Source organism: Sphingopyxis chilensis (assembly GCF_035930445.1).
Classification (GTDB): domain Bacteria; phylum Pseudomonadota; class Alphaproteobacteria; order Sphingomonadales; family Sphingomonadaceae; genus Sphingopyxis; species Sphingopyxis chilensis.
The window spans coordinates 2,342,915-2,369,357 of record NZ_CP142394.1; the positions used below are offsets into that span (position 1 = coordinate 2,342,915).

The 26,443-nt window shown below is 64.2% G+C and carries 26 protein-coding genes and 2 tRNA genes; 11 read left to right on the forward strand and 17 right to left on the reverse strand.

What is annotated here, in order from left to right; genetic code table 11:
• Positions 1 to 5: 5 nt before the first annotated feature.
• The 3 genes from VSX79_RS10830 to VSX79_RS10840 form a co-directional block, all read right to left on the reverse strand.
• Positions 6 to 1,406 carry an amino acid permease gene (locus VSX79_RS10830; RefSeq protein WP_179495529.1) on the reverse strand — a complete coding sequence of 467 codons (1,401 nt, stop codon included), beginning with the start codon at positions 1,404 to 1,406 and terminating at the stop codon, positions 6 to 8.
• Positions 1,407 to 1,533: 127 nt separating this feature from the next.
• Entirely contained in the window at positions 1,534 to 2,067 is a 534-nt protein-coding gene (locus tag VSX79_RS10835; protein WP_326913344.1) for a DUF2059 domain-containing protein, read from the reverse strand.
• 106 nt (positions 2,068 to 2,173) lie between these two features.
• Positions 2,174 to 2,722, reverse strand: coding sequence for a contact-dependent growth inhibition system immunity protein (locus tag VSX79_RS10840; RefSeq protein ID WP_326913345.1), 549 nt, complete (start codon positions 2,720 to 2,722; stop codon positions 2,174 to 2,176).
• A gap of 484 nt (positions 2,723 to 3,206) precedes the next feature.
• Between VSX79_RS10840 and VSX79_RS10845 the strand changes: the two genes are divergently transcribed.
• Positions 3,207 to 4,013, forward strand: a complete 807-nt coding sequence (locus tag VSX79_RS10845) for an enoyl-CoA hydratase-related protein (RefSeq protein WP_179495523.1) — start codon at positions 3,207 to 3,209, stop codon at positions 4,011 to 4,013.
• Between the two features lie 324 nt (positions 4,014 to 4,337).
• On the opposite strand, the gene VSX79_RS10850 is transcribed toward VSX79_RS10845, so the two are convergent.
• The 3 genes from VSX79_RS10850 to VSX79_RS10860 are packed head-to-tail and all read right to left on the reverse strand — an operon-like array spanning position 4,338 to position 6,234.
• Positions 4,338 to 4,940 carry an HD domain-containing protein gene (locus VSX79_RS10850; protein ID WP_179495521.1) on the reverse strand — a complete coding sequence of 201 codons (603 nt, stop codon included), beginning with the start codon at positions 4,938 to 4,940 and terminating at the stop codon, positions 4,338 to 4,340.
• A 33-nt stretch (positions 4,941 to 4,973) separates the two neighbouring features.
• Positions 4,974 to 5,690, reverse strand: coding sequence for a COG3904 family protein (locus VSX79_RS10855; RefSeq protein ID WP_326913346.1), 717 nt, complete (start codon positions 5,688 to 5,690; stop codon positions 4,974 to 4,976).
• Positions 5,674 to 6,234 (reverse strand): hypothetical protein, encoded by a 561-nt coding sequence (locus tag VSX79_RS10860; RefSeq protein WP_257018082.1) that lies wholly within the window; start codon positions 6,232 to 6,234, stop codon positions 5,674 to 5,676. Before VSX79_RS10860 ends, VSX79_RS10855 begins: the two co-directional genes overlap by 17 nt.
• A 149-nt stretch (positions 6,235 to 6,383) precedes the next feature.
• On the opposite strand from VSX79_RS10860, the gene VSX79_RS10865 reads away from it, so the two are divergent.
• A complete protein-coding gene (locus tag VSX79_RS10865; protein WP_326913347.1) occupies positions 6,384 to 6,830 on the forward strand; it encodes an RrF2 family transcriptional regulator in 447 nt (148 codons plus the stop codon).
• Between the two features lie 92 nt (positions 6,831 to 6,922).
• Positions 6,923 to 7,867 (forward strand): acyltransferase family protein, encoded by a 945-nt coding sequence (locus tag VSX79_RS10870; protein ID WP_179495515.1) that lies wholly within the window; start codon positions 6,923 to 6,925, stop codon positions 7,865 to 7,867.
• Positions 7,868 to 7,944: 77 nt separating this feature from the next.
• On the opposite strand, the gene VSX79_RS10875 is transcribed toward VSX79_RS10870, so the two are convergent.
• Together VSX79_RS10875 and VSX79_RS10880 are read right to left on the reverse strand one after the other, a co-directional pair.
• Positions 7,945 to 8,020: transfer RNA gene (locus VSX79_RS10875), tRNA-Ala, on the reverse strand.
• 129 nt (positions 8,021 to 8,149) lie between these two features.
• A complete protein-coding gene (locus VSX79_RS10880; protein ID WP_179495512.1) occupies positions 8,150 to 8,476 on the reverse strand; it encodes a TIGR02300 family protein in 327 nt (108 codons plus the stop codon).
• Positions 8,477 to 8,600: 124 nt separating this feature from the next.
• Between VSX79_RS10880 and aroA the strand changes: the two genes are divergently transcribed.
• From aroA to VSX79_RS10900, 4 genes are all read left to right on the forward strand, one after another.
• Positions 8,601 to 9,929, forward strand: coding sequence for a 3-phosphoshikimate 1-carboxyvinyltransferase (gene aroA / locus VSX79_RS10885; RefSeq protein ID WP_326913348.1), 1,329 nt, complete (start codon positions 8,601 to 8,603; stop codon positions 9,927 to 9,929).
• Positions 9,926 to 10,555, forward strand: a complete 630-nt coding sequence (locus VSX79_RS10890) for a (d)CMP kinase (RefSeq protein ID WP_326913349.1) — start codon at positions 9,926 to 9,928, stop codon at positions 10,553 to 10,555. The genes aroA and VSX79_RS10890 overlap by 4 nt, the downstream gene beginning before the upstream one ends.
• A gap of 308 nt (positions 10,556 to 10,863) precedes the next feature.
• The gene (rpsA, locus tag VSX79_RS10895; protein ID WP_179495506.1) at positions 10,864 to 12,576 is read left to right on the forward strand and encodes a 30S ribosomal protein S1; all 1,713 of its coding nucleotides are present in this window, start codon (positions 10,864 to 10,866) and stop codon (positions 12,574 to 12,576) included.
• 204 nt (positions 12,577 to 12,780) lie between these two features.
• Complete coding sequence (locus VSX79_RS10900; protein ID WP_179495504.1) at positions 12,781 to 13,059, forward strand: integration host factor subunit beta; 279 nt, start codon at positions 12,781 to 12,783, stop codon at positions 13,057 to 13,059.
• Between the two features lie 99 nt (positions 13,060 to 13,158).
• Here VSX79_RS10900 and VSX79_RS10905 read toward each other — a convergent pair whose 3' ends face one another.
• Positions 13,159 to 13,926: an ABC transporter permease gene (locus tag VSX79_RS10905; RefSeq protein ID WP_179495502.1), complete on the reverse strand. Its 768-nt coding sequence runs from the start codon at positions 13,924 to 13,926 to the stop codon at positions 13,159 to 13,161.
• Positions 13,923 to 14,870: an ABC transporter ATP-binding protein gene (locus VSX79_RS10910; protein WP_326913350.1), complete on the reverse strand. Its 948-nt coding sequence runs from the start codon at positions 14,868 to 14,870 to the stop codon at positions 13,923 to 13,925. The genes VSX79_RS10905 and VSX79_RS10910 overlap by 4 nt, the downstream gene beginning before the upstream one ends.
• Positions 14,871 to 14,959: 89 nt before the next feature.
• Between VSX79_RS10910 and VSX79_RS10915 the strand changes: the two genes are divergently transcribed.
• The 4 genes from VSX79_RS10915 (at position 14,960) to VSX79_RS10930 (ending at position 19,360) form a co-directional block, all read left to right on the forward strand.
• Positions 14,960 to 15,045: transfer RNA gene (locus VSX79_RS10915), tRNA-Leu, on the forward strand.
• Between the two features lie 71 nt (positions 15,046 to 15,116).
• Positions 15,117 to 16,610, forward strand: coding sequence for an ABC transporter substrate-binding protein (locus VSX79_RS10920; protein WP_179495497.1), 1,494 nt, complete (start codon positions 15,117 to 15,119; stop codon positions 16,608 to 16,610).
• Between the two features lie 41 nt (positions 16,611 to 16,651).
• Positions 16,652 to 17,074, forward strand: a complete 423-nt coding sequence (locus VSX79_RS10925; RefSeq protein ID WP_179495495.1) for a DUF4112 domain-containing protein — start codon at positions 16,652 to 16,654, stop codon at positions 17,072 to 17,074.
• A 171-nt stretch (positions 17,075 to 17,245) separates the two neighbouring features.
• The gene (locus VSX79_RS10930; RefSeq protein WP_326913351.1) at positions 17,246 to 19,360 is read left to right on the forward strand and encodes a prolyl oligopeptidase family serine peptidase; all 2,115 of its coding nucleotides are present in this window, start codon (positions 17,246 to 17,248) and stop codon (positions 19,358 to 19,360) included.
• A gap of 57 nt (positions 19,361 to 19,417) precedes the next feature.
• Here the strand turns inward: VSX79_RS10930 and VSX79_RS10935 are convergent, their stop codons facing one another.
• From VSX79_RS10935 to cyoA, 7 genes are read right to left on the reverse strand one after another with little or no spacing between them, the layout of a single operon-like run.
• A complete protein-coding gene (locus VSX79_RS10935) occupies positions 19,418 to 19,963 on the reverse strand; it encodes a response regulator transcription factor (RefSeq protein ID WP_179495490.1) in 546 nt (181 codons plus the stop codon).
• Positions 19,960 to 21,267: an ATP-binding protein gene (locus tag VSX79_RS10940; RefSeq protein ID WP_179497302.1), complete on the reverse strand. Its 1,308-nt coding sequence runs from the start codon at positions 21,265 to 21,267 to the stop codon at positions 19,960 to 19,962. Before VSX79_RS10940 ends, VSX79_RS10935 begins: the two co-directional genes overlap by 4 nt.
• On the reverse strand, positions 21,267 to 21,968 hold the full coding sequence (locus tag VSX79_RS10945) for an SURF1 family protein (RefSeq protein ID WP_326913352.1): 702 nt from the start codon (positions 21,966 to 21,968) through the stop codon (positions 21,267 to 21,269). Before VSX79_RS10945 ends, VSX79_RS10940 begins: the two co-directional genes overlap by 1 nt.
• The gene (gene cyoD / locus VSX79_RS10950) at positions 21,965 to 22,363 is read right to left on the reverse strand and encodes a cytochrome o ubiquinol oxidase subunit IV (RefSeq protein WP_179495486.1); all 399 of its coding nucleotides are present in this window, start codon (positions 22,361 to 22,363) and stop codon (positions 21,965 to 21,967) included. The genes VSX79_RS10945 and cyoD overlap by 4 nt, the downstream gene beginning before the upstream one ends.
• Positions 22,360 to 22,986, reverse strand: a complete 627-nt coding sequence (gene cyoC, locus VSX79_RS10955) for a cytochrome o ubiquinol oxidase subunit III (protein WP_326913353.1) — start codon at positions 22,984 to 22,986, stop codon at positions 22,360 to 22,362. Before cyoC ends, cyoD begins: the two co-directional genes overlap by 4 nt.
• Before the next feature lie 4 nt (positions 22,987 to 22,990).
• A complete protein-coding gene (gene cyoB / locus VSX79_RS10960; RefSeq protein WP_326913354.1) occupies positions 22,991 to 25,003 on the reverse strand; it encodes a cytochrome o ubiquinol oxidase subunit I in 2,013 nt (670 codons plus the stop codon).
• Positions 25,004 to 25,022: 19 nt separating this feature from the next.
• The gene (cyoA, locus tag VSX79_RS10965; RefSeq protein WP_407697217.1) at positions 25,023 to 26,201 is read right to left on the reverse strand and encodes a ubiquinol oxidase subunit II; all 1,179 of its coding nucleotides are present in this window, start codon (positions 26,199 to 26,201) and stop codon (positions 25,023 to 25,025) included.
• Between the last annotated feature and the right edge of the window lie 242 nt (positions 26,202 to 26,443).

Sequence of the window (26,443 nt, forward strand, 5' to 3'; positions counted from 1 at the left end):
AGCGGTCAGCCCACGGCCGCGTTGCGGCGCGCGTAGAGGAAATAGACCGCCAGCCCGCCGATATTCCAGACGACGAACCAGAGCTGCGTCTGCACGGGCAGGCTGAAGAAGAGATAGATGCAGCCGAGCACGGCGATGCCGCCCACGACCCACGGCAGCGGCGTGCGGAAGGTGCGTGGTGCTTGCGGAGCGCGGCGGCGCATGATCAGCATGCACACCGACACCGCGGAGAAAGCCGCGAGCGTGCCGGCGTTGGCGAGCGCGGCGAGCTCGCCCAGGGGAATGAAGCCCGCGAGCACCGCGACGACGATCGCCGTGAAGATGGTGATGCGCACCGGCGTGCCCCGCGACGACAGCTTCGCAAGGCCCGCGGGCAGCAAGCCGTCGCGCGCCATGGTGAAGAAGATGCGGCTCTGTCCGTAAAAGAAGGCGAGGATCACGGTCGGCAGCGCGATGACCGCCGACACGGCGAGATATTGCGCCGCGAGCGGACTGCCGAGTTCGCGCAGGATCAGCGCGAGCGGTTCGGGGCTGTTGGCGAAGCGCGTGTAGGCGATCGCCCCCACCGCGGCGACCGCGACCGCGATATAGATGGCGACGCACGCGACCATCGAACCGACGATGCCGATCTTGAGGTCGCGGTCGGGATTTTTCGCTTCTTCGGCCGCGGTCGCGATCGCGTCGAAGCCGTAGAAGGCGAAGAAGATGATCGCCGCCGCCGCCATCACCCCGCGTTCGACGCCGTCGGGGCCCATATGCTTGGCGAAGCCATAGGGGCTGAAGGGTTCGAGGTTGGCCGCATCGAAGGCGGGGAGCGCGACCGCGACGAAGACGACAAGCGCGGCGATCTTGACCAGCACGAGGATCGCGTTGAGCGTCGCGCTCTCTCGCGTGCCGACGAGCAGCAGCCCCGCGACGACGGCGATGATCGCGATCGCCGGCAGGTTGACGATGCCGCCGAGTTCGGGCCCCTGCATCAGCGCCATCGGGAATCCCGCCCACGCCTGGAGCAAGGGCGCGGCATAGCCCGACCAGCCAACCGCGACGGCGCTGACGACGAGCGAATATTCGAGGATCAGGCTCCACCCGACAACCCATGCGATGAGTTCGCCGATCACGACATAGGAATAGGTATAGGCGCTGCCCGACGCGGGAATCATCGTTGCCATCTCGGCGTAGGCGAGCGCGGCGCAGGCGCAGATCAGCCCGGCCACGGCGAAAGAGAGGATGACCGCCGGCCCCGCCTTGTCGGCGCCAACGCCGATCAGCGTCAAAATGCCCGTGCCGACGATCGCGCCGACACCGAGCGCGATAAGGTGCGGCCAGCCGAGCGTCCGCGCCAGCGCCTGCTCCCCCTCCCGCCGTTCCGGAACGATCGGTTTGCGGCGAAACAGGCTGTCGGTCATGCGGCGGGATCCCCCTTGGGCGCTAAATGGCTTTCGGCCGCTTGTAAGGTCGTCCGGCGCCAGCGCAAGACGTGCAATCGGGAGGGCAGCGATTGGCGGTTTTGGGGTGGAAAGCGGACCAGATGGCTTATCGCTTTTGATAGAGCTCGACCGCCTGCTTCACGAGCAGTTCCTCGGTCTCTTCCATATTAGTGCCGGTGTAAGCCTCCATTCGCCATGTCCCGTCGAGATAGTGTTCGCCGAGTGGCGACTCCAAAAAGCTCACGATTCCGCGCAGCTCTTCCTCGGTGAATTCCCAGTTGATATGACTCTCATATGCTTCCTGATATTGCGGGCGATATTTCTCATAGGCTGCTTTCAGGGTGTCTATGGGGCCGGTCCATATCTCCATCAGCGTCCTGTTCTGTGGAGCATTTTCGGTGCCTTGCGCCCAACCCAACTCGGGTATGAAAGCGTATCTTTCTAAAAAGCTCCCTGTGTCGATCCGGACTTGAAGGCCAGACGCCTTCATAAACCGATGAATCAGAGCTAACTTCTCGGCACTCGGTGGGGAGGATTCCTGTGCGGACGGCGCAATGACGGCGGCGGAACTTTGCGGCTCTGCATTTGCTGGCGAATTATGGCCGAGGGCCAGCAGGGCAATACAAATTAGCATTTTCATGCAGGCACTATGGCATCTTTGCCGACGGCCGCAATCGGTCGTTTCCCGACATTGCATCCGGATCGGCGACGAACGTCGGTTTTGGGGTGGGGAGCGGACTTAAGGTTCAGGAAATGACGGCGCCTTCTTCCGGCAGGTCAAGGCTAGCCCGAAACGCATCATTTTCCTCTGGATTGCGGTGAATCGCTCGCTGGTAAAGGGAAATCAATTGTGCCTGATAGCTTGGACGAGCGTCCCATAGCTTTGGATCACATCGAATGAGGCTGGAAAGGACGTCGCCCGGATAATAGCCTCCGTCGAATAGGGGGTCGATTTCCAGCTTCGGCCAAACAAGATCGAGGACGTAAGGAAACCCATTGCGTTGCACCACGAGCCGGCCGATTTCATCGTCCGACAAATCGCGAAGCGGTTTTTTCCAAGACCTAATGACCCACTCAATCAGCGGCGTCTCCGCGGCGTCAGGTTCGCTAACAGTAAGGCCGGTAAGCTCTTCCAGCGATTTAGATGGGTCAAAGGATTCCATCCTACCATTGAGCGGATATTCTGGATGTCCGCAACCGGTCGTTTTCAGACCTTCGTCATCCCGGACTTGATCCGGGATCCACTGCGGCGTTGAAGTCGTGGACCCCGGATCAAGTCCGGGGTGACGGTTCAAAAGAATGTCCACTTCCGGTCGAATGCCGTCATTCTTGCCAAATCGGCAGTGAATGGTCGGAAGGGGGGGGGGGCGGACGCTCCTCTCTGTCCGTTCGTGTCGAGCGAGGTCGAGACATCCATCGACGTGGCGCTTCGCCCGAGGGGCATCTCGACTTCGCTCGATGCGAACGGAGTTGGGCTGCATGTCGGCAATCGGTGCCGGTCATTGCCGCCAGATCGGCCACCGACGACCGACATGGGGTGGAGAGCGGGCGATCCCGCCTCCCCCGTCATTCCCGCGAAAGCGGGAACCCGGTGCGGGGTCGGCCCAAGCCCGCTCTGGCCCCCCGCTTTCGCGGGGATGGCGAAGCAAGAAGGCGAGCAGCTGCCATCGGCGGGATGCGAGCGTGGTCGCGCCCCCTTCCCCCTTGCACTCGCCCGGCAAATGCGTCACAACTTTACGTGAACGTAAAGGTAAAGCATTTGCGAGAGGATTCTTCCCCATGACCGACAGTCCCAGCTTCGACACGATCAAGCTCGCCGTCGCCGACAATGTCGCGACGATCACGCTCAACCGCCCCGACCGGCTGAATTCGATGCCGCCCGCGATGGCCGACGACATTCGCGCGGCGCTCGATCATTTGCCGGGGCTTGGCGCGCGCGCGCTGCTGATCACGGGTGAAGGCCGGGGGTTTTGCTCGGGCGCCGATCTGGCGGGCGACCGGTCGGCGGGCGACGCCGTCAGCGGCGGGGCGCGGAGCCGCAATGCGCTGCGCGGCCATTACAACCCGATGCTGCTTTCGCTCGCCAATCTCGACATCCCCGTCGTGGTCGCGGTCAACGGCCCCGCGGCGGGCGTCGGGTGCAGCTTTGCGCTGTCGGGCGATTTCACCATCGCGGGCAAGAGCGCCTATTTCCTGCAGGCGTTCGTCAATATCGGGCTCGTTCCCGACGGCGGATCCTCGTGGCTGCTGCCGCGCCTGATCGGCGTGCCGCGCGCGTTGCAGATGATGATGCTCGGCGAGAAGATCGGTGCCGAGCAGGCGGCCGACTGGGGCATGATCTATAAATGCGTCGACGATGCCGAGTTGATGGCCGAAGCAAAGGCGCTGGCGACGCGGCTCGCGAACGGTCCGACCATCGCGCTCGGCACGATGCGCAAGGTGCTGCGCGACGGGCTGTCGCAGGATTTCGCAACCACGCTCGACGCCGAAGCCAAGGGCCAGTTCATCGCGGGCGGCACCGCGGACGCGATGGAAGGCATCATGGCGTTCCAGCAGAAGCGCAAGACCGAGTTCAAGGGGAAGTAAGTCCGGAAAACATATCCGGCGTCGACCGATGACTTTTACCGGTTAGGCCAGAAGTGTCACAATTCCGCGCTGTCGCCGTTCATCGCTCTCACGATAAAATCAACAAAATTTATGAAGACGAATCCGAACACGAACGAGGCCCAGATCAGGGCATATTTCAGATAATCTTCGCCGCTCATTTCAACGCCGCTAGAAATCTTATTGAAGATTTCTAGCGGTAGCACGATCGATATGAACAGAAGTATCAGCAGAAGGAATTTGTTGAAATTCCTCAATGCCTTGAAACGCGACCACATCGGTTAACTGAACTCCCGCAACCCGCTACTACTCCGCCGCTTCCTCGACCATCACCTTTTTGTAGATGCTCGTGCGCGGATAGGAGCAGAGGCGCATCACCATCGGCTCGAAAAACTCGATGCTCTCGCTGTCATAATCGGGGTCGAACGCCGGCGCGTCATATTTTTCGCAGAATTCGGCGCACGCGGCATAATGGGGATGATCCTTGAACTGGTCGCGCATGTCGCGGTCGAGCCCGAGATAGTGGAAGAAATAATGGCCCTGGAAGATTCCGTGATGCTGGACGATCCACAGATTTTCCTCTGACAGGAAGGGCTTGAGGATCGCCGCCGCGACGTCGGGGTGGTTGAACGCGCCGAGCGTGTCGCCGATGTCGTGGAGCAAAGCCATCACGACATATTCCTCGTCGCGGCCATCCCTATGCGCCCTGGTCGCGGTCTGCAGGCAATGTTCGAGCCGGTCGACGGGGAAGCCGCCATAATCGCCGCCGAGCAGCTTCAGATGGTCGAGGATGCGCTTGCCATTGTTCGGCGCGAACTCCTTTTGCTCGCGTGCGATAATGTCCCAATCTTCCTGCGTTCCGTCGATCATCGAGCGGAAAGTGGCGTGATCGTGCGTCATCTCGTTCATGGCAGCCTCTCCTATTTTGAGGCGCAGCCTATCCTATTCGTTGTTATTTGCAACGTTATAGGTCTTCACCTCGGCCTGCGTCAGGCAGCGGCGCGTCGATTTGTCGTCGGCATTTTCGAGCGCCTTCTGCTGGTACATGACCTCGGTCAGCAGCTTGCGCGACACCCCCATGCGGATGAGGAAATCATTGTCCTCGCTCGCGAGCAGCGCGGCGTCCTGTTCGATGTCGCCGATCAATTCCTTGGTCGCGTCGGTGCCCATCGCGACGCTCATGTCGATCGTGCTGCGATCGCCGGTGCGGGTGAACATATGGACGATGAAGAGCCCGCCGGGGTCGATCACGCGCGGCTGCCCGCCCATGAAGACGAAGTTGCACGCGCTGAAACAGGCCCAGCCCGCCGGGATGCGCGTCGTCAGCCCGAAGTTCGAGCGGATGATCCGTCCCGCGGCATTGCCCGCGCGCGCGTCGCCGCCCGGCGAGCGCAGCCAGACCTCGCCGACGTCGGGATTGGCGGCGAGCGCGGCCTTCAGCCGCTCGGGCAGCCCCGCGTCGATCCGCCCCTCGGCGAGCAGCACCTTGCCGTTCTTCATGGCGACGGGGGTGAGCTTCATCGCCGGATTGGCCGACCAGTCGGGGTTCAGCGGACAGGTCGGGTTCTGCGGATCGACCGCCGGTTTCGCGGCGCCGGTCAGGCAGGCGATCAGCCCCGCCGCCGCCGCGAGACGAACGAATTTACGCGGCCAGGACATAGCGTGCCTGCCCCGGCCCCTTGCACATCCGTTTCGACACGCGCGTTTCCTCGCCCTCGACGATGATGATGTCGGTGACGTTCATGCACTGCGTCCCGTCGGCGAGTTCGTTCTTCGCCGCGACCGTCGACGACCCGCTGACATTCTCGCGCGTTCCGCTCGTCCAGTTCGCGGTCGCGCCGACCTCTTCGCCGCGCGTCGCCTCCTCGGTCGCCGCCGCCGCCTGCACCTGTTCGGCGGGGTCGAGGCGGCAGGCGATGGCGTCGGTGAGCGTGCCGCTGACCTCCGAAATCGGCACATAGGAGTAGACGCCGGCCTTGCTCGCGACGTCGCCGACCGCGTCGTTGATCACATTGCCCAATATGTTGCGGCCGATGCTATTGCCCTTCTTGCCCTTGGGGCAGCCGCCATTGTCGTCCTCGCTCGGCTTGGGCGCCGGCGTCGTCACCTTGCGAAGCAGGCCGCCGAACTGCGCCTGCGCCGGCGCGACGGCAAGCAGGCAGGCCGCGAGCACGGCCGGGGTCGCCAAAATTTTCCGCATCATCCTGTCCACCCTCGATGCGCCCGAACCCGGGCTGTCCAGCGACCCTTTTATCGGTGATTCATGCCACCCGCTGTGATTTTCATCAACCGTGCAACATTTGTCATCCAGACAGGTTGAATTAAGGTCGAATATGTCACAGTAACGCCGCCATGCTCTCGCAGAAGACCCGCTATACGATCCGCGCGTTCCAGCACCTGGCCGATCATTGGGGCAAGGGGCAGGTGCAGCTGGCGGACATTGCGGACGCGCAGAATATCCCGCCCAAGTTTCTGACCGTGATCCTGTCCGAAATGGCGCGCGAGGGGCTGCTCATCTCGCAGCGCGGGCGCGATGGCGGGTACCAGCTCGCGCTGCCCCCGATCGACATCAGCTATGGTGATCTTGTGCGGCTGACGCGCGGTTCGCTCGCGCTCGTCCCCTGCGCCGCACGCAACGCGCACGAGCATTGCAAGAATTGCCTGCCCGAAATCGACTGCCGGTTGCGCAGCCTGATGCTCCGGGTTCGCGACGACACGGCGTCGATCCTCGACCGCATCACGCTCGCCGACCCGATCGAGATGCTGCCGCTGTTCGACAAGGAAGAGGCGGCGGAATAGCTTCGCCGCCACCCCACTACGGCTTCGCTTGAACAGCCGGCGCCAACGCGGCATTTAGCCGGACATTAACCAATTCGCCCCACACCGCTATCATGAGGGGCAGGATCCATGGTCTCGACGCATTGCGTGGGATAGCCGCGTGGCTCGTCCTGCTGATGCACGCGAGCCAGACGTTGGCCGGAGCGCATCTTGCGGTCGATTTCTTCTTCATGCTGTCGGGCTTCGTCATGGCCCGCACCTATGAGGATCGCCTTCGCGACAGGTCGCTGAGCCCCCTGTCCTTTCTGCTCAAACGCTATCGGCGGCTCTGGTTCACGATGGCCGTCGGCGCATCGCTTGGCCTGGCCTTGCCTCTTTGGGCGCTGGGGCCGTCGCCCAATCTGGCGGTGACCTATTTATTCGCCATGCTCCTGATCCCCTATGGAGCAACGACGCCCTATATCCTGAACAGCCCGGCCTGGTCGATCACCTATGAGCTTCTGGCAAATGCGCTTCACGGCCTGTGGTTGGCAAAGATGGGTGATCGCATGTTGTGGGTCGCGCTCGCAACGGTCAGCGCGGCGTTTGTCGCGGCCTATTCCTACGGCGGCTTCCCGCGCATTCTTCAACACACGTCCGCCGAAACCCAGTTGCTGATCATATTCCGGGCGATGACGGCTTATATCATCGGCATATTGGTGGCGCGGTTGACGATGAAACGGTCGCTGCCGAAGATTCCCTTCTGGGCCGGGGCCGCGGCGCTTCCAGCCTATATCGCGCTGGTGACGGCGTGGCCGTTCGCCTTCTGGCCGCTGCCTTTCATCTTCCTGGTTGCCCCCCTGGCGCTGCTCGCCGGACTCGACCCGAGCGCGCCCAAGGGGCCATCGGCCCTGCTCGGCGACATTTCATTTCCGCTATATGCGATTCACATGCCCATCGTGCAGGCCGGATTTCATTTTGGCTGGCCGCGCGAGACCGCCATCATCCTGTCGGTGGCCATCGCCTGCTTGTGGATCATCCGCTTACCCGAACGACGGCCGACCGGCCTCGCGACCTGATTGAGGCCATCGGCGACGGCATTGACCATCGCCGGCTCGGATTGCCGTTTCGTTCGATATCGGGAGTTAAACAGAAATGGTGGAGCCTAGCGGGATCGAACCGCTGACCTCCTGCATGCCATGCAGGCGCTCTCCCAGCTGAGCTAAGGCCCCGTGCCATTCGTGCGGGTCGCGCCTGGGCGGTGCGACCGGGACGCCGCCTTTAGCAGCGCCGTCGGGTGATGCAAGGGGCCAAATCATCTTTCGATGCTTTTTTGACCTCCGGCGCTCACCCGCCGATAATCAGCTTTCGTCGTCCTCGTCGTCGCCCGTGGCAACGCCCAGATCGTCGTCGCCGCCAAGGTCGACATCATTGTCCGGCGAGTCGCTGTCCTCGTCGACATCGACGTCCAGATCCAGATCCTCGTCGGCCGCGACATCTTCCTTCACGACCTTGCCGGGCTTCTCGGCTTCTTCGAACGGCATCGGCTGCTTCGATTTCAGCACCGATTCCGGAATCCAGCTATAGCCGCAATTGATGCAGCTGACCGGATCGTCCTTCGTCAAATCATAGAATCGGGTGGCGCATTTCGGGCAGCTGCGCTTCGTGCCCCATTCAGCCTTGATCATAAACGCCTCATAATCCTTTGGAAACAGGATAGAAATATGGAAGAGCGACGGCGCCTGAATAGCTATCCGTCAAATCGGCGTGCGCCTTGCCAGATTGCAAGGCCGCTGTCAAAAGCCGCACGCCATGACCGATCAAACCGCCACCCCGCGCAGCTTTTCCGCTTCCGTTCCGCTGAAGGGCAGGATCGCGATTCCGGGGGACAAAAGCATCTCGCACCGCTCGCTGATGCTCTCCGCGCTCGCGGTCGGGGAAAGCCGCGTCACCGGCCTGCTCGAAGGGCATGACGTGCTCGCGACCGCCGCGGCGATGCGCGCGATGGGCGCAACCATCGAGCGGCGGGACGATGGCGAATGGCGCATCCACGGCGTCGGGGTCGCCGGGCTGCTCCAGCCGCGCGCAGCGCTCGACATGGGCAACAGCGGCACCTCGACGCGCCTGTTGATGGGGCTGGTCGCCAGCCACCCGATCACCGCCACCTTCGTCGGCGACGCCAGCCTGTCGGGGCGCCCGATGGGCCGCGTCATCGATCCGCTGTCGCTGATGGGGGCCGACATCTCGGCCTCTCCGGGGGGCCGCCTTCCCCTGATGATCCGCGGCCTCGCCCCCGCCATCCCCCTTTCCTACCGCCTGCCGATGGCATCGGCGCAGGTGAAGAGCGCCGTGCTGCTCGCCGGGCTCAACACGCCGGGGATCACCGAAGTCATCGAACCCGTCCCGACGCGCGACCACAGCGAACGCATGCTCAAGGGCTTCGGCGCCGAGCTGACGGTCGACTCCGACGGCGAAGGCACGCGCCATATCCGCATTCGCGGCGAAGCCGAGTTGAAGCCGCAGACGATCATCGTCCCCGGCGACCCGTCGTCGGCCGCCTTCTTTATCGTCGCCGCGCTGGTCGTGCCCGGATCGGACGTCACCATCGCCAATGTCGGCCTGAACCCCACCCGCGCTGGCCTCGTCGAGGTGCTCAGGCAGATGGGCGGCGACATCGAACTCCTCGATGCGCGCGAAGTCGGCGGCGAGCCGGTCGCGGACCTGCGCGTCCGCCACAGCGCGCTCAAGGGCATCGACGTCGATCCCGCCGTCGCACCGAGCATGATCGACGAATTCCCGATCCTGTTCGTCGCCGCGGCGCTCGCCGAAGGCCGCACCGTCACGACCGGGCTCGACGAGCTTCGCGTCAAGGAAAGCGACCGCCTGGCCGTGATGGCAACCGGCCTCGCGGCGATCGGCGTGCGCGTCGAAGAGAGCGAAGATGGCCTCGTCATCCACGGCACCGGCGGCGATCTGTTACCTGGCGGCGCGACCATCGCGGGCCACCTCGATCACCGCATCTGCATGAGCTTCGCGGTCGCGGGGCTCGTCTGCAAGGCGCCGGTGACGATCGACGACATTGCGCCGGTCGCGACGAGCTTCCCCAATTTCGAAGCCTTGCTTGCGGGCTTGCAACAATGATCATCGCGGTCGACGGCCCCACCGCGTCGGGCAAGGGCACGATCGCCAAGGCGCTCGCCGCCCATTTCGGCCTTCCCGTGCTCGACACCGGCCTGCTCTATCGCGCGGTCGGCTATCAGACCCAGCTCGATCACGGCGACCCCGACAACGCCGCCGACGCGCTCGCTGCCTGCGAATTCCCCGCCAGCCTGCTCGATGATCCCGCGCTGCGCTTCGAAAGCACGGGCAGCCTCGCCAGCCGCGCGTCGGTCCACCCGCAGGTCCGCGCCGCGCTGTTCCAGCGCCAGGTCGATTTCGCGAACCAGCCCGGCGGCGCGGTGCTCGACGGGCGCGACATCGGCACCGTCATCGCGCCGCACGCCGACGCCAAATTGTTCGTGACAGCGACCGCCGAGGAACGTGCGCGCCGGCGTCACGCCGAAATGCTGGGGCGCGGAGTCGAGGTCGGTTTCGACGCGGTGCTCGCCGACGTCCATGCCCGCGATGCGCGCGACACGGGCCGCGCCGACGCTCCGCTCGTCCGCGCGCCCGACGCGATGCTGCTCGACAATAGCGCGCTCGATCGCGACGCCGCCATCGCCGCCGCGATCGCCTTTGTGGAAAGCAGGATCGGCGCGCGCGGCTGAAGAGCATCGCGCATAGGCCGCCCGAAGGCGGCCGGCCCGGCCTTTTCCCTTGCCGAAAGCCCCTTTCCCGCATATACGCGCGCCGTCCGACGGGCTTTTGCCGGTCGAGGCACGGACAAGCCGCCGCTCGCAATCGGGCGTCGGGCGCGATGGGGTTCACCCTTCGCGCCCATTTTGCTTTGCCCGTGCCTTGGCCGACGAACAGCCCTGAAGATGTCCCGCCTCGCATCCGGCGGACGGGACGGATCGGCCACAAGACCAGCGGAACCAACCGCTTGGCCGGAACAATGAAGTAAGGAATACACTCTATGGCCTCTACGGCTTTTCCGTCGCGCGACGATTTCGCCGCGATGCTCGACGAATCGCTGGGTGGTGCTGATGGCGGCTTTGAAGGCCGCGTCGTCAAGGGCACCGTGACCGCGATCGAAAACGACCTGGCAGTGATCGACATCGGCCTGAAGAGCGAAGGCCGCGTGCCGCTTCGCGAATTCGCGATGCCGGGCCAGAAGGCCGACATCAACGTCGGTGACGAAGTCGAAGTCTATGTCGACCGCGTCGAAAACGCCAATGGCGAAACCATGCTGTCGCGCGACCGTGCTCGCCGCGAAGCCGCCTGGGACCGCCTGGAAGAAGAATTCAACAAGGAAGCCCGCGTCGAAGGCGTCATCTTCGGCCGCGTCAAGGGCGGCTTCACCGTCGACCTCGGCGGCGCCGTGGCGTTCCTCCCGGGTTCGCAGGTCGACATCCGCCCCGTGCGCGACGTCGGCCCGCTCATGGACCTGCCGCAGCCCTTCCAGATCCTCAAGATGGATCGCCGCCGCGGCAACATCGTCGTGTCGCGCCGCGCCATCCTCGAGGAAACGCGCGCCGAACAGCGTTCCGGCCTGATCCAGAACCTCGAAGAGGGCCAGATCATCGAAGGCGCGGTCAAGAACATCACCGATTATGGTGCGTTCGTCGACCTGGGCGGCATCGACGGCCTGCTTCATGTCACCGACATGAGCTACAAGCGCGTCAACCACCCGAGCGAAGTCATCAACATCGGTGACACGGTCAAGGTGCAGATCATCCGCATCAACCGCGACACGCAGCGCATCAGCCTGGGCATGAAGCAGCTCGAAAGCGATCCGTGGGAAGGCGTCGCCGCCAAGTACCCGGTCGGCGCGAAGCTGTCTGGCACCGTCACGAACATCACCGATTACGGTGCGTTCGTCGAACTCGAGCCTGGCATCGAAGGCCTGGTCCACGTCAGCGAAATGTCGTGGGTCAAGAAGAACGTCCATCCCGGCAAGATCGTTTCGACCAGCCAGGAAGTCGACGTCATCGTCCTCGAAGTCGACAGCGACAAGCGCCGCATCTCGCTTGGCCTCAAGCAGGCCCAGTCGAACCCCTGGGGCGCCTTTGCCGAATCGCATCCGATCGGCTCGGTCGTCGAAGGCGAAGTCAAGAACGCGACCGAATTCGGTCTGTTCGTCGGCCTGCCCGGCGACGTCGACGGCATGGTCCACATGTCGGACATCGCGTGGGGCATCTCGGGCGAAGAAGCGCTGCACCTCCACCGCAAGGGCGAGGCCGTGCAGGTCGTCGTTCTCGACGTCGACGTCGAGAAGGAACGCATCAGCCTCGGCATCAAGCAGCTTGAAAAGGGTGCTCCGGCCGTCGGCGGCGGCGTTGCCGCTGCGGGTTCGCTGAAGAAGAACGACGTCGTCACCGTCTCGGTCCTCGAAGTCCGCGACAACGGCCTCGAAGTGCAGGCCGGCGAAGATGGCGCCACCGGCTTCATCAAGCGCGCCGACCTTGGCCGCGACCGCGACGAACAGCGCGCCGAACGCTATCAGGTCGGCCAGAAGTTCGACGCGATGGTCATCGGCTTCGACCGTTCGAAAAAGCCCAACTTCTCGGTCAAGGCGATGCAGATCGCCGAAGAGAAGGAAGCCGTCGCGCAGTATGGTTCGTCGGACTCGGGCGCGTCGCTCGGCGACATCCTCGGCGAAGCGCTGAAGGCCGGCAAGAAGGACTGATCCTCCTTCCGCCGTCAGGTAACAGAAAAGGCCCGCAGAGTGTCCCTCTGCGGGCCTTTTTCATGTCGCGATATATTTTTGACCGGATCGGGATTCGTGATACCTTTGCGGCGCGTTGGGAGGGGTCTCACGCATTAAGGGCCGGCAACGTCCGGAATCCTGCTTCGGCGGGAAACGCGTGGCTGTATATATTAGGGGAAGCACATGATCCGGTCAGAACTGGTTCAAAAGATCGCGAGCGAAAACAGCGATTTGAGACTCGAAGAAGTCGAGCGCATCGTCGACACCTTCTTCGACTCGATCGTCGACCAACTCGCGGCGGGCGGCCGCGTCGAGTTGCGCGGCTTCGGCGCCTTCTCGACCCGCTCGCGCGAATCGCGCACCGGCCGCAACCCCCGCACCGGGGCCGCCGTCGATGTGAAGGCGAAAAGCGTCCCCTATTTCAAACCGGGCAAGGAAATGCGCGAGCGGCTGAACAGCTGAGCGACAGTCCGAACGCCGTCATTGCGAGCGCAGCGAAGCACTCTCCCGTTCGATAGCGGGAGAGTGCTTCGCTGCGCTCGCAATGACGTTATTGAAGCCTCAGTTCTTGAGCCGGTATCCGGTGCGGAACATCCAGAAGATCACGCCAAGGCACAGCGCCAGAAACAGCGCGACCGCGCCCATGCTGACCTCGATCCCGACGTCACCCTTGCCGAAGAAGGTCCAGCGGAAGCCGCTGATCAGATAGACGACGGGATTGAACAGCGTGATCGTCCGCCATGCCGCGGGCAGCATGTCGAGCGAGTAGAAGGCGCCGCCAAGGAAGGTCAGCGGATAGATCACCAGCATCGGAATGACCTGAAGCTGCTCGAAGCTTTGCGCCCAGATGCCGATGATGAAGCCGAACAGGCAAAAGGTCACCGCCATCAGGATCATGAAGGCGACCATCAACAGCGGATAGGCGACCTGCACGTCGACGAACAGGTGCGCGGTGGCGAAAATGATCGACCCGATGACCACCGATTTCGTCGCCGCCGCGCCGACATAGGCGATCACCGTTTCGAGCGGCGACAGCGGCGCCGACAGCATTTCATAGATCGTCCCCGTCCATTTCGGCATATAGATGCCGAACGAGGCGTTGCTGATGCTTTCGGTGAACATCGTCAGCATCATCAGCCCGGGCACGATGAAGGCGCCATAGGGCACATCGCTGACCTCGGTCATCCGGCTGCCGATCGCCGATCCGAAGACGACGAAATAAAGCGCCGTGGTGATCACCGGCAGCATCAGGCTGGTCCAGAAGGTGCGCCCGAAGCGCGCCATTTCGAAGGCGTAGATCGCGCGTACGCCGCGCCAGTTCGCGGTCATGCGGCTTCTCCCTTGGTAACGTTCGATTCGTGCACCAGCCCGACGAAAATATCCTCGAGCGAGCTTTGCCTGGTATGCAGATCCTTGAACTGGACCCCGATGTCGGTCATCCGCCGCAGCAGCGACGGCACGCCCGTCGCCTCGGCCCGGCTGTCGAACTCATAGACCAGCTCATTGCCCTCGCCCGCGAGTTCGAGCTTCCACTGTGCGAGCTCTTCGGGGATCGCCGCCAGCGGTTCGGTGAGATTGAGCGTGAGCGTCTTGCGCCCCAGCTTCTTGATCAGCTCGTCCTTCTGCTCGACCAGGATCAGCCGCCCGCCGGTGATCACCCCCACCCGGTCAGCCATTTCCTCGGCTTCCTCGATATAATGGGTTGTCAGGATGATCGTCACGCCGCGCTCGCGAAGGCCGCGCACCATGTTCCACATGTCGCGGCGCAATTCGACGTCGACACCCGCGGTCGGTTCGTCGAGGAACAGGATTTCGGGCTCGTGGCTCAGCGCCTTCGCGATCATCACGCGGCGTTTCATCCCGCCCGACAATTCCATGATCTTCGACGAGCGCTTGTCCCAGAGCGACAGGTCGCGCAGCAGCTGCTCGATGAACGCCGGGTCCTTGGGCTTGCCGAACAGGCCGCGCGAGAAAGTGACCGTCGCCATCACCGTCTCGAACGCGTCGGTGTGCAGTTCCTGCGGCACCAGCCCGATCAGCGCCCGCGCGGCGCGATAGCCCTGCGCGTGGTCGTGACCGCCGACGGTCACCGTCCCCGCGCTCGGCGTGACGATGCCGCAGACGATGCTGATCATCGTCGTCTTGCCCGCGCCGTTCGGCCCGAGCAGCGCGAAAATCTCGCCCTTGTTGATGGTAAGGTCGACGTCGCTCAGGGCTTTGTGACCGCTCTTGTAGGTTTTTCCGAGACCGGAAATTTGGAGGACAGCTGTCATGACACGCCGTCTAGCCGAGCAACCCCTTGCCGTGAAGCGACAAACATCGCTTGACCTCCATCGACCCATCGGCTTGACCAACGGGCCAGGCGGACGTGGCGAAATCGGTAGACGCAGCAGACTTAAAATCTGCCGGCCTAGTGTCATGCGGGTTCAAGTCCCGCCGTCCGCACCAGATTGCCCCGCCGGAACGGTCGGCAATAGGGCATGGCCTTGCGAAGCGCGCCGTCCTAGGGTGCGTTCGCAATGCGCCTGATCCGTCCCGCTATCCTCTTCTCCCTCGTCGCATCCGCATCGGTCGCGCTTTCGGGCTGCGACCTCTTCGGCGAACGCGGCCCTGTGAAAATCGCCGCCATCGGCACGCTCAATCCCGCGGCGACGCCGCTTTCGGGGGAGTTGTCGGGCGCCAATGCCGCGCTGCTCGATGCGACCTCGCAGGGCCTCGTCAGCTATGACGGAGAAGGGCAGATCGACACCGGCCTCGCCGACCGCTGGACCGTCACCACCGACGGGCGCAGCTATATCTTCCGGCTTCGCGAAGCCAAGTGGACCAACGGGCGCAAGGTCACCGCCGAGGATGTCTCGGCGATCCTGCGCTCCTATCTCGCCCCCGCCAGCCGTCACATCCTCAAGGACGATTTCCCCGAGGTCGAGACGATCAAGGCGATGACCGAGACCGTCATCGAAATCCGCCTCGCGGTACCGCAGCCCGCGATTCTCGAACTGCTCGCGCAGCCGTCGATGGCGATCGTCAACAAGGGCATGGGCTGGGGCCCGATGCGCGGGCGCAAGATCGGCCGCGCGGTGCTGCTGTCGCCCGTCCCGGACCCGCTCGCCGAGGATCCCGAAGCCGCCGAGGCCGCCGCGAACGATCCCGCCGCCTCGATCGAGCTCGTCGGCACATCGCCCGAGGGCGCGCTCGCGCGGTTCAAGAACGGCTATGCCGATGGCGTGATCGGGGGACGCTTTTCGACCCTGCCCTATTTCGTCGCCTCGAACGTCGGCCGTTCGCGGCTGGTCGTCGATCCGGTGCCCGGCCTGTTCGGCCTGTCGTTCGTGCGCGCCGAGGGGTTCCTCGCAACCGACATCAACCGCGACGCGCTCGTCCGCGCGATCCGGCGCGAGCGGCTGATCGAGGCCTTTGGCCTCGCCGAATGGCAGCCGCAGGTCACGCTGCGCCCGGCGCTCTACACGCGCGACGGCGGCCCGGTGCCGCTGGTCCCCGCCTGGGCCGATTTCGACGAAGCCTCGCGCCTCGCCCAGGCGAAACGCGTGGTCGATGCCTGGCGCGCCGCCGGGCGCGAGATCGAGCCGCTGCGCATTGCGGTGCCCGATACGCCGGGCGGTCGCATATTGTTCGCCTATGTCGCCGCCGACTTCAACGCGATCGGCGTGCCGAGCCGGCGCGTCGCGATGGCGTCGTCCGCCGACCTTCGCCTGATCGACGAGGTCGCCCCGAACGACGATCCCCTGTGGGGAATACGCCGCCTGTCGTGCCGCCGCGACACGCTGTGCAACCGCGAGGCGCAAAACCTGATCGATCTGGCGACTGCCAACATCGATATCGGCCAGCGCCGCCAGCAGATCAGCGAGGCCGAGGCGGTGCTGGCGCGTTACGCGCCCTTCATCCCGCTCGCGACGCCGCTGCGCTGGTCGGTCGCGTCGCAGCGCCTGACCGGGCTGCGCGCCAACGGCCGTGCGCAGCACCCATTGAATCACCTGATCGCCGCGCCTAACTAAATGGAGGCGCTTCAAGTTCGAGCGCTTTTGAAAGGACCCTGATGGCCCCTTCGACCCCCAATCCGGATGCGATCTTCGACGCTCTCATCCAGAACCGGACCGACCCCGCGGCGCTGCGCAAGCGTGTCGAAACGCTCGAAATCCTCCTCGAGCGCAGCTTCGTCATTCCCGGCATCAACCGTCCGGTCGGCCTTGACGCGATCGTCGGACTCGTCCCCGTGGTCGGCGACGTCATCGCCGCGACGATGGGCGCCTATCTTATCTGGGAAGCGCGCAACCTCGGCATGCCGAAGTGGAAGATCTGGCGCATGGTCGGCAATCTGGGTGTCGATACCGCGCTCGGCGCGGTGCCGCTCGTCGGCGACGCGTTCGACTTTTTCTTTCGCTCGAACACGCGCAATCTCAAGATCATCAAGAAGCATCTCGACAAGCATCATCCGGGCACGATCATCATCGACCAGTAATTTCCAGTCATTGCGAGGAGCGAAGCGACGCGGCAATCCAGAGTCGCGCAAGGCCGCCCTGGATTGCTTCGCTACGCTCGCAATGACGATGGTGCATTGGCAACCGGCCTTCCCCTCCGCTGTATAATGCTGCTAGCACAGCGGCTCCACACCCCAGGGGAGACTTTCTGAATGATCCGCGCCAGCCTTGCCGCGCTTGCCCTCAGCTGTTCGATGACCGCCGTCGCGCTCGCCGCACCGCAAGAGAAGGACCCCTATCTCTGGCTCGAGGATATCGAGGGCGCGAAGGCGCTGGACTGGGTCAAGAAAGAAAATGCGGCAACCGACAAGCTGATCACCGCCCGCCCCGGCTTCGAGGCGGACCGCAAGCGCGCGCGCGAAATCCTCGATGACGACCGCCAGATCGCCGAGCCGGGCGAGGTGATGGGCGACATGATCACCAATTTCTGGCGCGACGCGAACAACCCGCGCGGCATCTGGCGCCAGAGTTCGCTGGGCGCCTATCTTGCCGGCAAGCCCGTATGGACGACGCTGATCGACGTCGATGCGCTCGGCAAGGCGGAAAAGCAGAGCTGGGTCTGGCACGGTGCCGACTGCCTCGCCCCCGATTACAAACGCTGCCTCGTGTCACTGAGCCCCGGCGGCACCGACGCCGACGTCGTGCGCGAATGGGACCGCACGACCAAAAGCTTCGTCGACGGCGGTTTCGCGCTGCCGCAGGCGAAGAGCAGCGTGACGTGGGAGGATGCCGACACACTGCTCGTCGCCACCGACTATGGCGAGGGCAGCATGACCGCGTCGGGCTATCCGCGCATCGTCAAGCGCTGGAAACGCGGCACCCCGCTCTCGGCCGCGACGATGGTCGCCGAGGGCGAGCATGAGGATGTCGGCATGAATGTCTTCGCGCTCGTCGACGGCGACACGCGCTGGCCGATGATCAGCCGCGGCAAGACCTTCTACACCGCCGACTATCTGATCCGCGGCGTCGGCAGCGACGGCTATCATTCGACGATCATTCCCGACACCGCCAGCCTTCGCGACGTGCTGGATGGGCAGGCGATCGTCTTTCTCAACAAGGATTTCGGCACCCGCTTTCCCGCAGGCTCGCTGATCTCGCTGTCGCTCGAAGATATGGCGGCCGACCGGCAGGTCCCGGTCATCCCGGTCATGGCGCCGACCAGCGCGCAGGCGATCGAGGATGTCTCGGCGACCGACAATATCCTGTGGGTCAAGGCGCTCGACGACGTCGAAGGCAAGTTGTTCGCGCTCCGCCGCGACCAGCCGAACGGGCGCTGGAGCCAGAAGGAAATTCCCCTCGCCGCCAATGCGACGGTCCATATCGCGGGCACAATCGGCAAACGCGAGACGATCCTCGCGAGCGCCGAGACGATGCTGATGCCCCCGACGCTCTATGCCGTGAGCGCGGACAGCGCGCCGAAGCCGGTCCAAAGCCTGCCCGCGACCTTCGACGCAAAGGACATGACCGCCGAGAAACGGTTCGCAACGTCGAAGGACGGGACGAAAATTCCCTATTTCCTCGTCCGAAAAAAGGGTGCGACGGGCCCCGTCCCGGCTCTCGTCCACGCCTATGGCGGCTTCCGCGCCGCGCAGACGCCGGGTTACCTGACCGGCCAGCCCTACCGCGCCGGCCCGCTCGGCCTCTTCTGGGTCGAGGACGGCAATGCCTATGTCCTCGCCAATATTCGCGGCGGCGGCGAATATGGTCCCGCCTGGCACCAGGCGGCGCTGCGCGAAAAGCGCCAGAACAGCTTCGACGACCTCCACGCGGTCGCCGAGGATCTGGTGAAAACCGGGGTCAGCGCCAAGGGCAAGATCGCGATCTCGGGCCGTTCGAACGGCGGCGTGCTCGTCGGTGCGGCGATGACGCAGCGCCCCGACCTTTACGGCGCGGTGATCTCGGGCTCGCCGATCAAGGATATGTGGCGCTACGACAAGATGCTCGCGGGGGCTTCGTGGGTCGCCGAATATGGCGATCCCGACGTTCCCGAGGACTGGGCCTTCCTGTCGAAATATTCGCCCTATCACAACATCCGCAAGGGCGTGACCTACCCGCCGATCTTCCTTTATCTGTCGACCAAGGACGACCGCGTCCATCCGGGCCACGCGCGCAAATACGCCGCGCGGCTGATGGAGAATGGCAACCGCGTCTATTATCATGAATATATCGAGGGCGGCCATTCGGTCGGCGCCGACCATGCCGAGGATGCGGTGCGTGCCGCAATGCTCCACGGTTTCCTGCTGCGCGAGCTGGTGGAGAAGAAGTAACTGCCCAACCTCTCAACTAATGGGGGGCAAGAATGATTGGCGCCGGGCCGTGCCCTTTCAGCGGATCTGCCTTTTCTCCAGCTTTCGCGCGAGCGTGCGCCGGTGCATTCCTAGCCGGCGTGCGGTCTCCGAAATATTGAAGTCGGTCTCGACCAGCGTCTGGTGGATATGCTCCCACTCGACCGTCTTGATCGACGAGGGACGCGCATCGAGCGGCACCTCGACATTGCCCTCCGATCGTTCGAACGCCGCTTCGATATCGTCGGTGTTCGACGGCTTGGCGAGATAATAGGAGGCGCCGAGCTTGATCGCCTCGACCGCGGTGGCGATGCTCGCGAAGCCGGTCAGCACGACGATCCGCATCGTCGCATCGGCAGCGCGCAACGCCTGCACGCACGCGAGGCCCGACGCGCCGCCAAGCTTGAGGTCGACGACCGCATAGCCCGGCCGGAAAGTCGCAAGCAGCGCCTCCATTTCCTCGGGGCTGTGCGCGACCTTCACCGCGTAGCCGCGCCGCTCGAACGAGCGTTTCAGCGTGCGTGCGAAGGCATCGTCATCCTCGACGATCAGCAGATGGCGCCGATCATTTCCGGCGTCGGTCATGTCGCCTCTCCACCCGGCCGCGCGAGTGCCGAAATCGGCAGGAATATCCGAACCAGTGCGCCCCCCGCATCGCGGTTGGCAACGCTGGCGCCGCCGCCGAGCTTGCGCAGCACATTGACGAGCAGAAACAGGCCGAGCCCGCCGCCGGGACGCCCCTTGGTCGAGCGATAGGGCTGGCCGAAATTCTCCAGCATCTCCGGGCTGAATCCGGGGCCGCGATCGGCGATTTCGATCACCAGCATGTCGCCGTCGCGCGACGCCGTGAAGCTGGTCCAGTCGGGCGACACCTCCGCCGCATTGTCGAGGACGTTGCCGATCACCTGCCGCAGCGCGGGGTCCGACACGATCGCCACATCGGCACCGAAGCGGTCGTTGAATTCGACCGTGCCCGGACGGCGCACCGCGCGGGTATGCGCGACGATCTCGTTGAATGCGGCGCGCATCGTGGTCAGCTGCGGCGCTTCGCCGCGCGCCTCGCCCGCCGACATCAATATGCCGCTGACGATCGCCTTGCACCGCTGCACCGCCGCATCCATGTCGGCGAGATCCTCCTGCAACTCACGGTCGTCCTTCAGCCGCGGCGCCGCCTGCCAGTCGCCGATCAGCACTGACAAGGTCGACAGCGGCGTGCCGAGTTCGTGCGCAGCGCCCGAGGCGAGCAGGCCCATGCGCACGATATGATCCTCTTCCGCCGCGCGCTGGCGGCTTGCCGCGAGCGCGGCGTCGCTGTCGCGCAAATTGCGGCTGATCCGCGTCACGAAGGCGACGAGCAGCACCGCGATCAGGAGGAAGCAGACGAAGCTGCCCTGCAGATAGAGCTTCATCGGGTCGGCGGCATAGGGCGGCGGCAGCACGAGCGGCGTCGGGTCGACGCGCAGCGCCGCGAGCGCGGCGAGCGCCGCCGCAACGATCGCCCACGACGAGCGCGGCGTCAGCAGGATCGCCCCGATCACGACCTGGAGCAGAAAGAGCGAGGCGAAAGGATTGGCGAGCCCGCCGCTGTGATGAAGCTGCCAACCGAGCGCCGCGACGTCGAACAGCAGCGCCGCGGTGAGTTCGGCATTGGTCACCGACCGGCCGCGGCGGAGCAAGGCGGTGCTCGCGAAATTGATCGCGATCAGCACGAGGATCGCGGCGAGCAGCGGCCCGCGCGCCAGCGAAATGCCCATCGGCCCGCTGACGATCCCGATCGTCGCGAGCTGTCCCCCGACCGCGAGCCAGCGCAACTGGATCAGCAGCGTCATGTTGCGGCGGCCCGCGGGCGCTTTCGCAGCTGCTGCGGGCAGGATCGTCGGGTCGGTCATCATTCGCGGATACGCCACAGCCGCCACGCAAAAAAGAGGCTGAGCGCAGATAACGCGAACCAGGTCAGCGCATAGACCATGTGATGGTCGCGAAAGCGCACGACGGTGAGGCCCCCGAGGGGATAGCCGCCGGGGTTCGGCGACGCGTCGGCATCGACGAAATAGGGCGCAGCGTTGCGCAGCCCCCTCGCCCTTGCGATCGCCGTCACATCGCGCGAAAACCAGCGGCCGCCCGCCGGGTCGTTGGAGCGAAGGAAGGCGCCGCCGGGCTCGGTCACGCGAAGGAGGCCGGTCACCGTCACCGGCCCCGCGACATTGCCCGCCGCGCGCGTCGCCGCGTCGCGCCGGTCGTTGGGCACGAAACCACGATTGACGAGCAGGGTGAAGCCGGGGGTTTCGAGGGGGGTAAGAACCCAGAAGCCCGGACCGCGATCGGTCACGGCCTGTACCAGCGTCTCGCGATCATGGCGGAATGTCCCCGTCGCCGCGACGCGCTGATAGGCGTCGTCCCGTGCGTTCACCGCATCCCATCGCGCGGGTCCCGGTGCCGGAACCGGCGCGGCATGAATGCGCGCATCGACCGCGGCGACCAGCTCGTGCTTCCACGCGCGCCGCTCGATCTGCCAGACGCCGAGCGCCGCGAGGCCGAGCGCCGCGATCAGCGCCGCCGCGGCGAAGGCCGCGCGGCGGGCGCGTGTCACGGGATCCGGCCCGTCGACTGGCCGATGGATTGGCTCGTCGGCTCGTGCGGCATCGGCATCATGTTGGTGTTGAGGTGGTGCATCACCCACAGCGACCCCGCGAGCATGATCACCACCACGATGATGGTGAAGACGAGCGAGGTCAGCGACCAGCCGCCCTCGGCCTTTGGCGTCATGTGAAGAAAAAAGACCATGTGGACGACGATCTGCACCACGGCAAAGCCCATGATGATCGCCCCCGTCGCACCCGCGCTCAGCGGCATCGTCATCACCAGCCAGAAGGGAATGGCGGTCAGGATTACCGACAGCACAAAACCGATGACATAGTCGCGCATCGTCGCGTGCGGCATCTCGATCTCGTGGTGCGCGTCATGCGCGTGCGTATCGTGGCTCACCGCAGCACTCCCATCAGATAGACAAAGGTGAAGACGCCGATCCACACGACGTCGAGGAAGTGCCAGAACATCGACAGGCACATCACGCGGCGCTTGTTCGCGGCGATCAGGCCATGCTTCGAGAGCTGGACCATCAGCGTGACGAGCCAGATGATACCGAAGGTGACGTGCAGACCGTGGGTGCCGACGAGCGTGAAAAAGCTCGACAGGAAGGCGCTGCGCTGCGGACCCGCGCCGATCTCGATCAGATGGTGGAATTCGTAAAGCTCGATCCCGAGGAAGGCGAGCCCGAACAGGCCGGTAACGCCAAGCCAGAGCTGGACGCCCTTCACCTTGCCTTGCTGCATCTGGAGCACCGCGAAACCATAGGTGATCGACGAGAAGAGCAGCATCGCGGTGTTGAGCGCGATGAGCTTGAGATCGAACAGATCCTTCGGCGCCGGCCCTGCGGCATAGCTGCCGCCGAGCACGGCATAGCAGGCAAAAAGGATCGCAAAGATGAGGCAGTCGCTCATCAGGTAGATCCAGAAGCCCAGCATCGTGCTGTGCCCCTCGGGATGCGCATGCTCGTCGAGGTCGTAGAACTGGACGGGTTCGTTCGCGGTGATGGTCTTGGCACTCATCGCATCAGGCTCCGGCCGCCAGCTGGCGGGTGCGCGCTTCCTCGACCGCGGTGACCGTTGCCGCCGGGATGTCGAAATCGCGCTTGTAGTTGAAGGTGTGATAGATCGCGCCGACGATCGTCGCAGCGAAGCTCAGCGCCACGAGCCACCAGATGTGCCAGACCAGCGCAAATCCCATCACCAGGCAGAAACCCGACAGGATCATCCCCGTGCCGGTGTTGCTCGGCATGTGGATGTCGCGATAGCCGCCGACCGGCCGCTGGTGCCCCCGCGTCTTCATATCGTACCACGCGTCGAGGTCGTGGATCACCGGCGTGAAGGCGAAATTATAGTCGGGCGGCGGCGAGCTGGTTGCCCATTCGAGCGTGCGACCGTCCCACGGATCGCCGCCCGTGGTGTCGCGCAGTTCCTTGCGGCGCCAGATGCTGACACCGAACTGGATCAGCATCGCGCCGATGCCCGCCGCGACGATCAGCGCGCCGATGCCGGCGATCACGAACCAGATTTGCAGGCTCGGGTCGTCGAACACGCGCATGCGCCGTGTCACGCCCATCAGGCCGAGGATATAGAGCGGCGTGAAGGCGACCCAGAAACCGACCACCCAGCACCAGAAGCTGACCTTGCCCCAGAAGACGTCGAGTTTGTAGCCGAACGCCTTGGGCCACCAGTAATTGATCGCCGCGAACAGGCCGAAGAGCACGCCCCCGATGATGACATTGTGGAAGTGCGCGATCAGGAACAGCGAGTTGTGCAGCACGAAATCGGCGGGCGGCACCGCGAGCAGCACCCCGGTCATGCCGCCGATGACGAAGGTCAGCATGAAGGCGATCGTCCACATCATCGGCAGTTCGAACCGGATGCGGCCGCGGTACATGGTGAACAGCCAGTTGAAGAGCTTGGCCCCCGTCGGGATCGAGATCACCATCGTGGTGATGCCGAAGAAGCTGTTGACGCTCGCGCCCGACCCCATGGTGAAGAAATGGTGCAGCCAGACGAGGTACGACAGGATCGTGATGCAGATCGTCGCATAGACCATCGAGGTATAGCCGAAGAGGCGCTTGCCCGAGAAGGTCGAGGTGACTTCGGAGAAGACGCCGAACAGCGGCAGCACGAGGATATAGACTTCGGGGTGACCCCAGATCCAGATCAGGTTCACATACATCATCGGCGATCCGCCGAGATCGTTGGTGAAGAAATTGGTGCCGACATAACGGTCGAGCGTCAGCAGCACGAGCGTCGCCGTCAGGATCGGGAAGGAGGCGACGATCAGGATGTTCGCGCAGAGCGAGGTCCAGGTGAAGACGGGCATCTTCATCAGCCCCATGCCCGGCGCGCGCAGCTTCAGGATCGTGACGATCAGGTTGATACCCGACAGGGTCGTGCCGATCCCGGCTATCTGCAGCCCCCAGATATAATAATCGACGCCGACATTCGGGCTGTAGGCGATGCCCGACAAAGGCGGATAGGCGAGCCAGCCGGTCTGCGCATATTCACCGATGAACAGCGAGATCATCGTCAGCACCGCGCCGGCGGTCGTCATCCAGAAACTGAAATTGTTGAGGAAGGGAAAGCTGACGTCGCGCGCGCCGATCTGGAGCGGCACGACATAGTTCATCAGGCCGGTGATGAACGGCATCGCGACGAAGAAGATCATGATCACGCCATGCGCCGTGAACACCTGGTCATAATGGTGGGGGGTCAGGTATCCTTCGGACCCGCCGAACGCCATCGCCTGTTGCAGGCGCATCATGATCGCGTCGGCAAAGCCGCGCAGGAACATGATGAGGCCGAGGATCATGTACATGATCCCGATGCGCTTGTGGTCGACGGTGGTGAACCATTCGGTCCACAAATAACCCCAGAGGCGGAATTTGGTGATCAGGCCGAGCACGGCGATGCCGCCGAGGACGACGCCGATGAAGGTGACGACGAGGATCGGCTCGTGGAGCGGCAGCGCCTCGAGCGACAGCTTGCCGAGGATCGGACCGGTTTCGGGTGCGGGATGCGGGATGGTCATGGGGATCTCGGGCTTAGGTTCAGGACATCGGGCGGGCGACACGCGCGTTGAGCGCGGTGCGTTCGGGCTCGGCCGGAACCGGAAGCCCCTCGCCCTTCAGCCTTTCCGGCGACACCGGCCTTGCGTCGGGGCGGTCGTTCGACATCACCGGCGAACTGCAATAGGCGGCGACATAGCGCATGCTCCAGCGGGCGGCGTCGACGGTGCCGCGCGCGGCGAACTTGTCGTAGGTGACCTGCCGGACATTGCCGATCCCCGCGATGCCCGCGCCGCCGGCCGCGTCGAGCGACATCATGTCGTGCATACACATCTTGCCGGGCTCGACGCACATGTTGACGACGGCATCGAACAGCTGCGGATCGCTCGCGGCAAAGCGGCGGACCGGCTCCTTGTGCGTCGGTTTTTCGAGCTTCAGATAGGCGTCACGGCTGAGGTCGCCTTCGGACGAGGCTTTTGCTTCGGCGACCCATTGGTCAAACTCGCCCGCGGGCAGGCTCTTCACCGCAAAGCGCATGTTCGAAAAGCCCCATCCCGAATAATTGGCCGAAAAGCCGGTGAACTCGCCGGTCTTGTCGAAGACGCCGTGCAGCTTCGTCTCCATGCCCGGCATCGCGTAAATCTGCCCCGCGAGCGCGGGCACGTAAAAGCTGTTCATCACCGACGAGGAGGAGATGCGGAAACGCACCGGCCGGTTCACCGGCAGCGCCAGTTCGTTCACCGTCGCGACGCCCTGTTCGGGATAGATGAACAGCCATTTCCAATCGAGCGCCACCACCTGCACGTCGAGCGGCTTGACCTCCGCCGCAACGGGCTGGCCCGGCGCCGTGCGCGCGAGCGGGCGATAGGGGTCGAGCAAATGCGTCGCGACCCACGTCACTGCGCCCAGGCAGATGATGATCAAGAGCGGCGCCGACCAGATGACGAGTTCGAGCTGGGTCGAATGGTCCCAGTCGGGCTTGTACGTCGCCTCCTTGTTCGACGCGCGATATTTCCACGCGAAGAAGATCGTCAGCGCCATCACCGGCACGATGATGAGCAGCATCAGCACCGTCGACAGGACGATCAGATCGCCCTGCTGGCGCGCGACGTCGCCGGCGGGATCGAGCACGATCAGCCCGCAGCCCGACAGGAAGGGCAGCGCGGCGAGCAGCGGCAAAAACCGCCATCGAGCGAGAAAACGGGGGAGATAGCTTGGCATGATGCGCGCGCAGGGCCCGCCCTCAATTCCAGCGGCGTCGAGGCGTCCAAATGGCAAACAGCTCGGGCCGAAAGACGCGCCGGGAAGGCTGGTTGCCTTCGCAAGCGGCTTTCGGCCCGAGATGGAAGCCATTTGGACGTCCCGAAGGGATTTGATCAAAATGGCCCATTGCTTCGTCAAGAAGTCTCGAAATATCGACATATGTCTTCGCCTTCTTTCCTCGCACTGGGCCATTTTGCTTC

Excerpts from the sequence above, each read along its gene's own strand:
- VSX79_RS10830 (WP_179495529.1), bottom strand. The coding sequence starts at position 1,406 with ATGACCGACAGCCTGTTTCGCCGCAAACCGATCGTTCCGGAACGGCGG.
- VSX79_RS10835 (WP_326913344.1), bottom strand. The coding sequence starts at position 2,067 with ATGAAAATGCTAATTTGTATTGCCCTGCTGGCCCTCGGCCATAATTCG.
- VSX79_RS10845 (WP_179495523.1), top strand. The coding sequence starts at position 3,207 with ATGACCGACAGTCCCAGCTTCGACACGATCAAGCTCGCCGTCGCCGAC.
- VSX79_RS10850 (WP_179495521.1), bottom strand. The coding sequence starts at position 4,940 with ATGAACGAGATGACGCACGATCACGCCACTTTCCGCTCGATGATCGAC.
- VSX79_RS10855 (WP_326913346.1), bottom strand. The coding sequence starts at position 5,690 with ATGTCCTGGCCGCGTAAATTCGTTCGTCTCGCGGCGGCGGCGGGGCTG.
- VSX79_RS10860 (WP_257018082.1), bottom strand. The coding sequence starts at position 6,234 with ATGATGCGGAAAATTTTGGCGACCCCGGCCGTGCTCGCGGCCTGCCTG.
- VSX79_RS10865 (WP_326913347.1), top strand. The coding sequence starts at position 6,384 with ATGCTCTCGCAGAAGACCCGCTATACGATCCGCGCGTTCCAGCACCTG.
- VSX79_RS10870 (WP_179495515.1), top strand. The coding sequence starts at position 6,923 with ATGAGGGGCAGGATCCATGGTCTCGACGCATTGCGTGGGATAGCCGCG.
- VSX79_RS10880 (WP_179495512.1), bottom strand. The coding sequence starts at position 8,476 with ATGATCAAGGCTGAATGGGGCACGAAGCGCAGCTGCCCGAAATGCGCC.
- aroA (WP_326913348.1), top strand. The coding sequence starts at position 8,601 with ATGACCGATCAAACCGCCACCCCGCGCAGCTTTTCCGCTTCCGTTCCG.
- VSX79_RS10890 (WP_326913349.1), top strand. The coding sequence starts at position 9,926 with ATGATCATCGCGGTCGACGGCCCCACCGCGTCGGGCAAGGGCACGATC.
- rpsA (WP_179495506.1), top strand. The coding sequence starts at position 10,864 with ATGGCCTCTACGGCTTTTCCGTCGCGCGACGATTTCGCCGCGATGCTC.
- VSX79_RS10900 (WP_179495504.1), top strand. The coding sequence starts at position 12,781 with ATGATCCGGTCAGAACTGGTTCAAAAGATCGCGAGCGAAAACAGCGAT.
- VSX79_RS10905 (WP_179495502.1), bottom strand. The coding sequence starts at position 13,926 with ATGACCGCGAACTGGCGCGGCGTACGCGCGATCTACGCCTTCGAAATG.
- VSX79_RS10910 (WP_326913350.1), bottom strand. The coding sequence starts at position 14,870 with ATGACAGCTGTCCTCCAAATTTCCGGTCTCGGAAAAACCTACAAGAGC.
- VSX79_RS10920 (WP_179495497.1), top strand. The coding sequence starts at position 15,117 with ATGCGCCTGATCCGTCCCGCTATCCTCTTCTCCCTCGTCGCATCCGCA.
- VSX79_RS10925 (WP_179495495.1), top strand. The coding sequence starts at position 16,652 with ATGGCCCCTTCGACCCCCAATCCGGATGCGATCTTCGACGCTCTCATC.
- VSX79_RS10930 (WP_326913351.1), top strand. The coding sequence starts at position 17,246 with ATGATCCGCGCCAGCCTTGCCGCGCTTGCCCTCAGCTGTTCGATGACC.
- VSX79_RS10935 (WP_179495490.1), bottom strand. The coding sequence starts at position 19,963 with ATGACCGACGCCGGAAATGATCGGCGCCATCTGCTGATCGTCGAGGAT.
- VSX79_RS10940 (WP_179497302.1), bottom strand. The coding sequence starts at position 21,267 with ATGACCGACCCGACGATCCTGCCCGCAGCAGCTGCGAAAGCGCCCGCG.
- cyoC (WP_326913353.1), bottom strand. The coding sequence starts at position 22,986 with ATGAGTGCCAAGACCATCACCGCGAACGAACCCGTCCAGTTCTACGAC.
- cyoB (WP_326913354.1), bottom strand. The coding sequence starts at position 25,003 with ATGACCATCCCGCATCCCGCACCCGAAACCGGTCCGATCCTCGGCAAG.
- cyoA (WP_407697217.1), bottom strand. The coding sequence starts at position 26,201 with ATGCCAAGCTATCTCCCCCGTTTTCTCGCTCGATGGCGGTTTTTGCCG.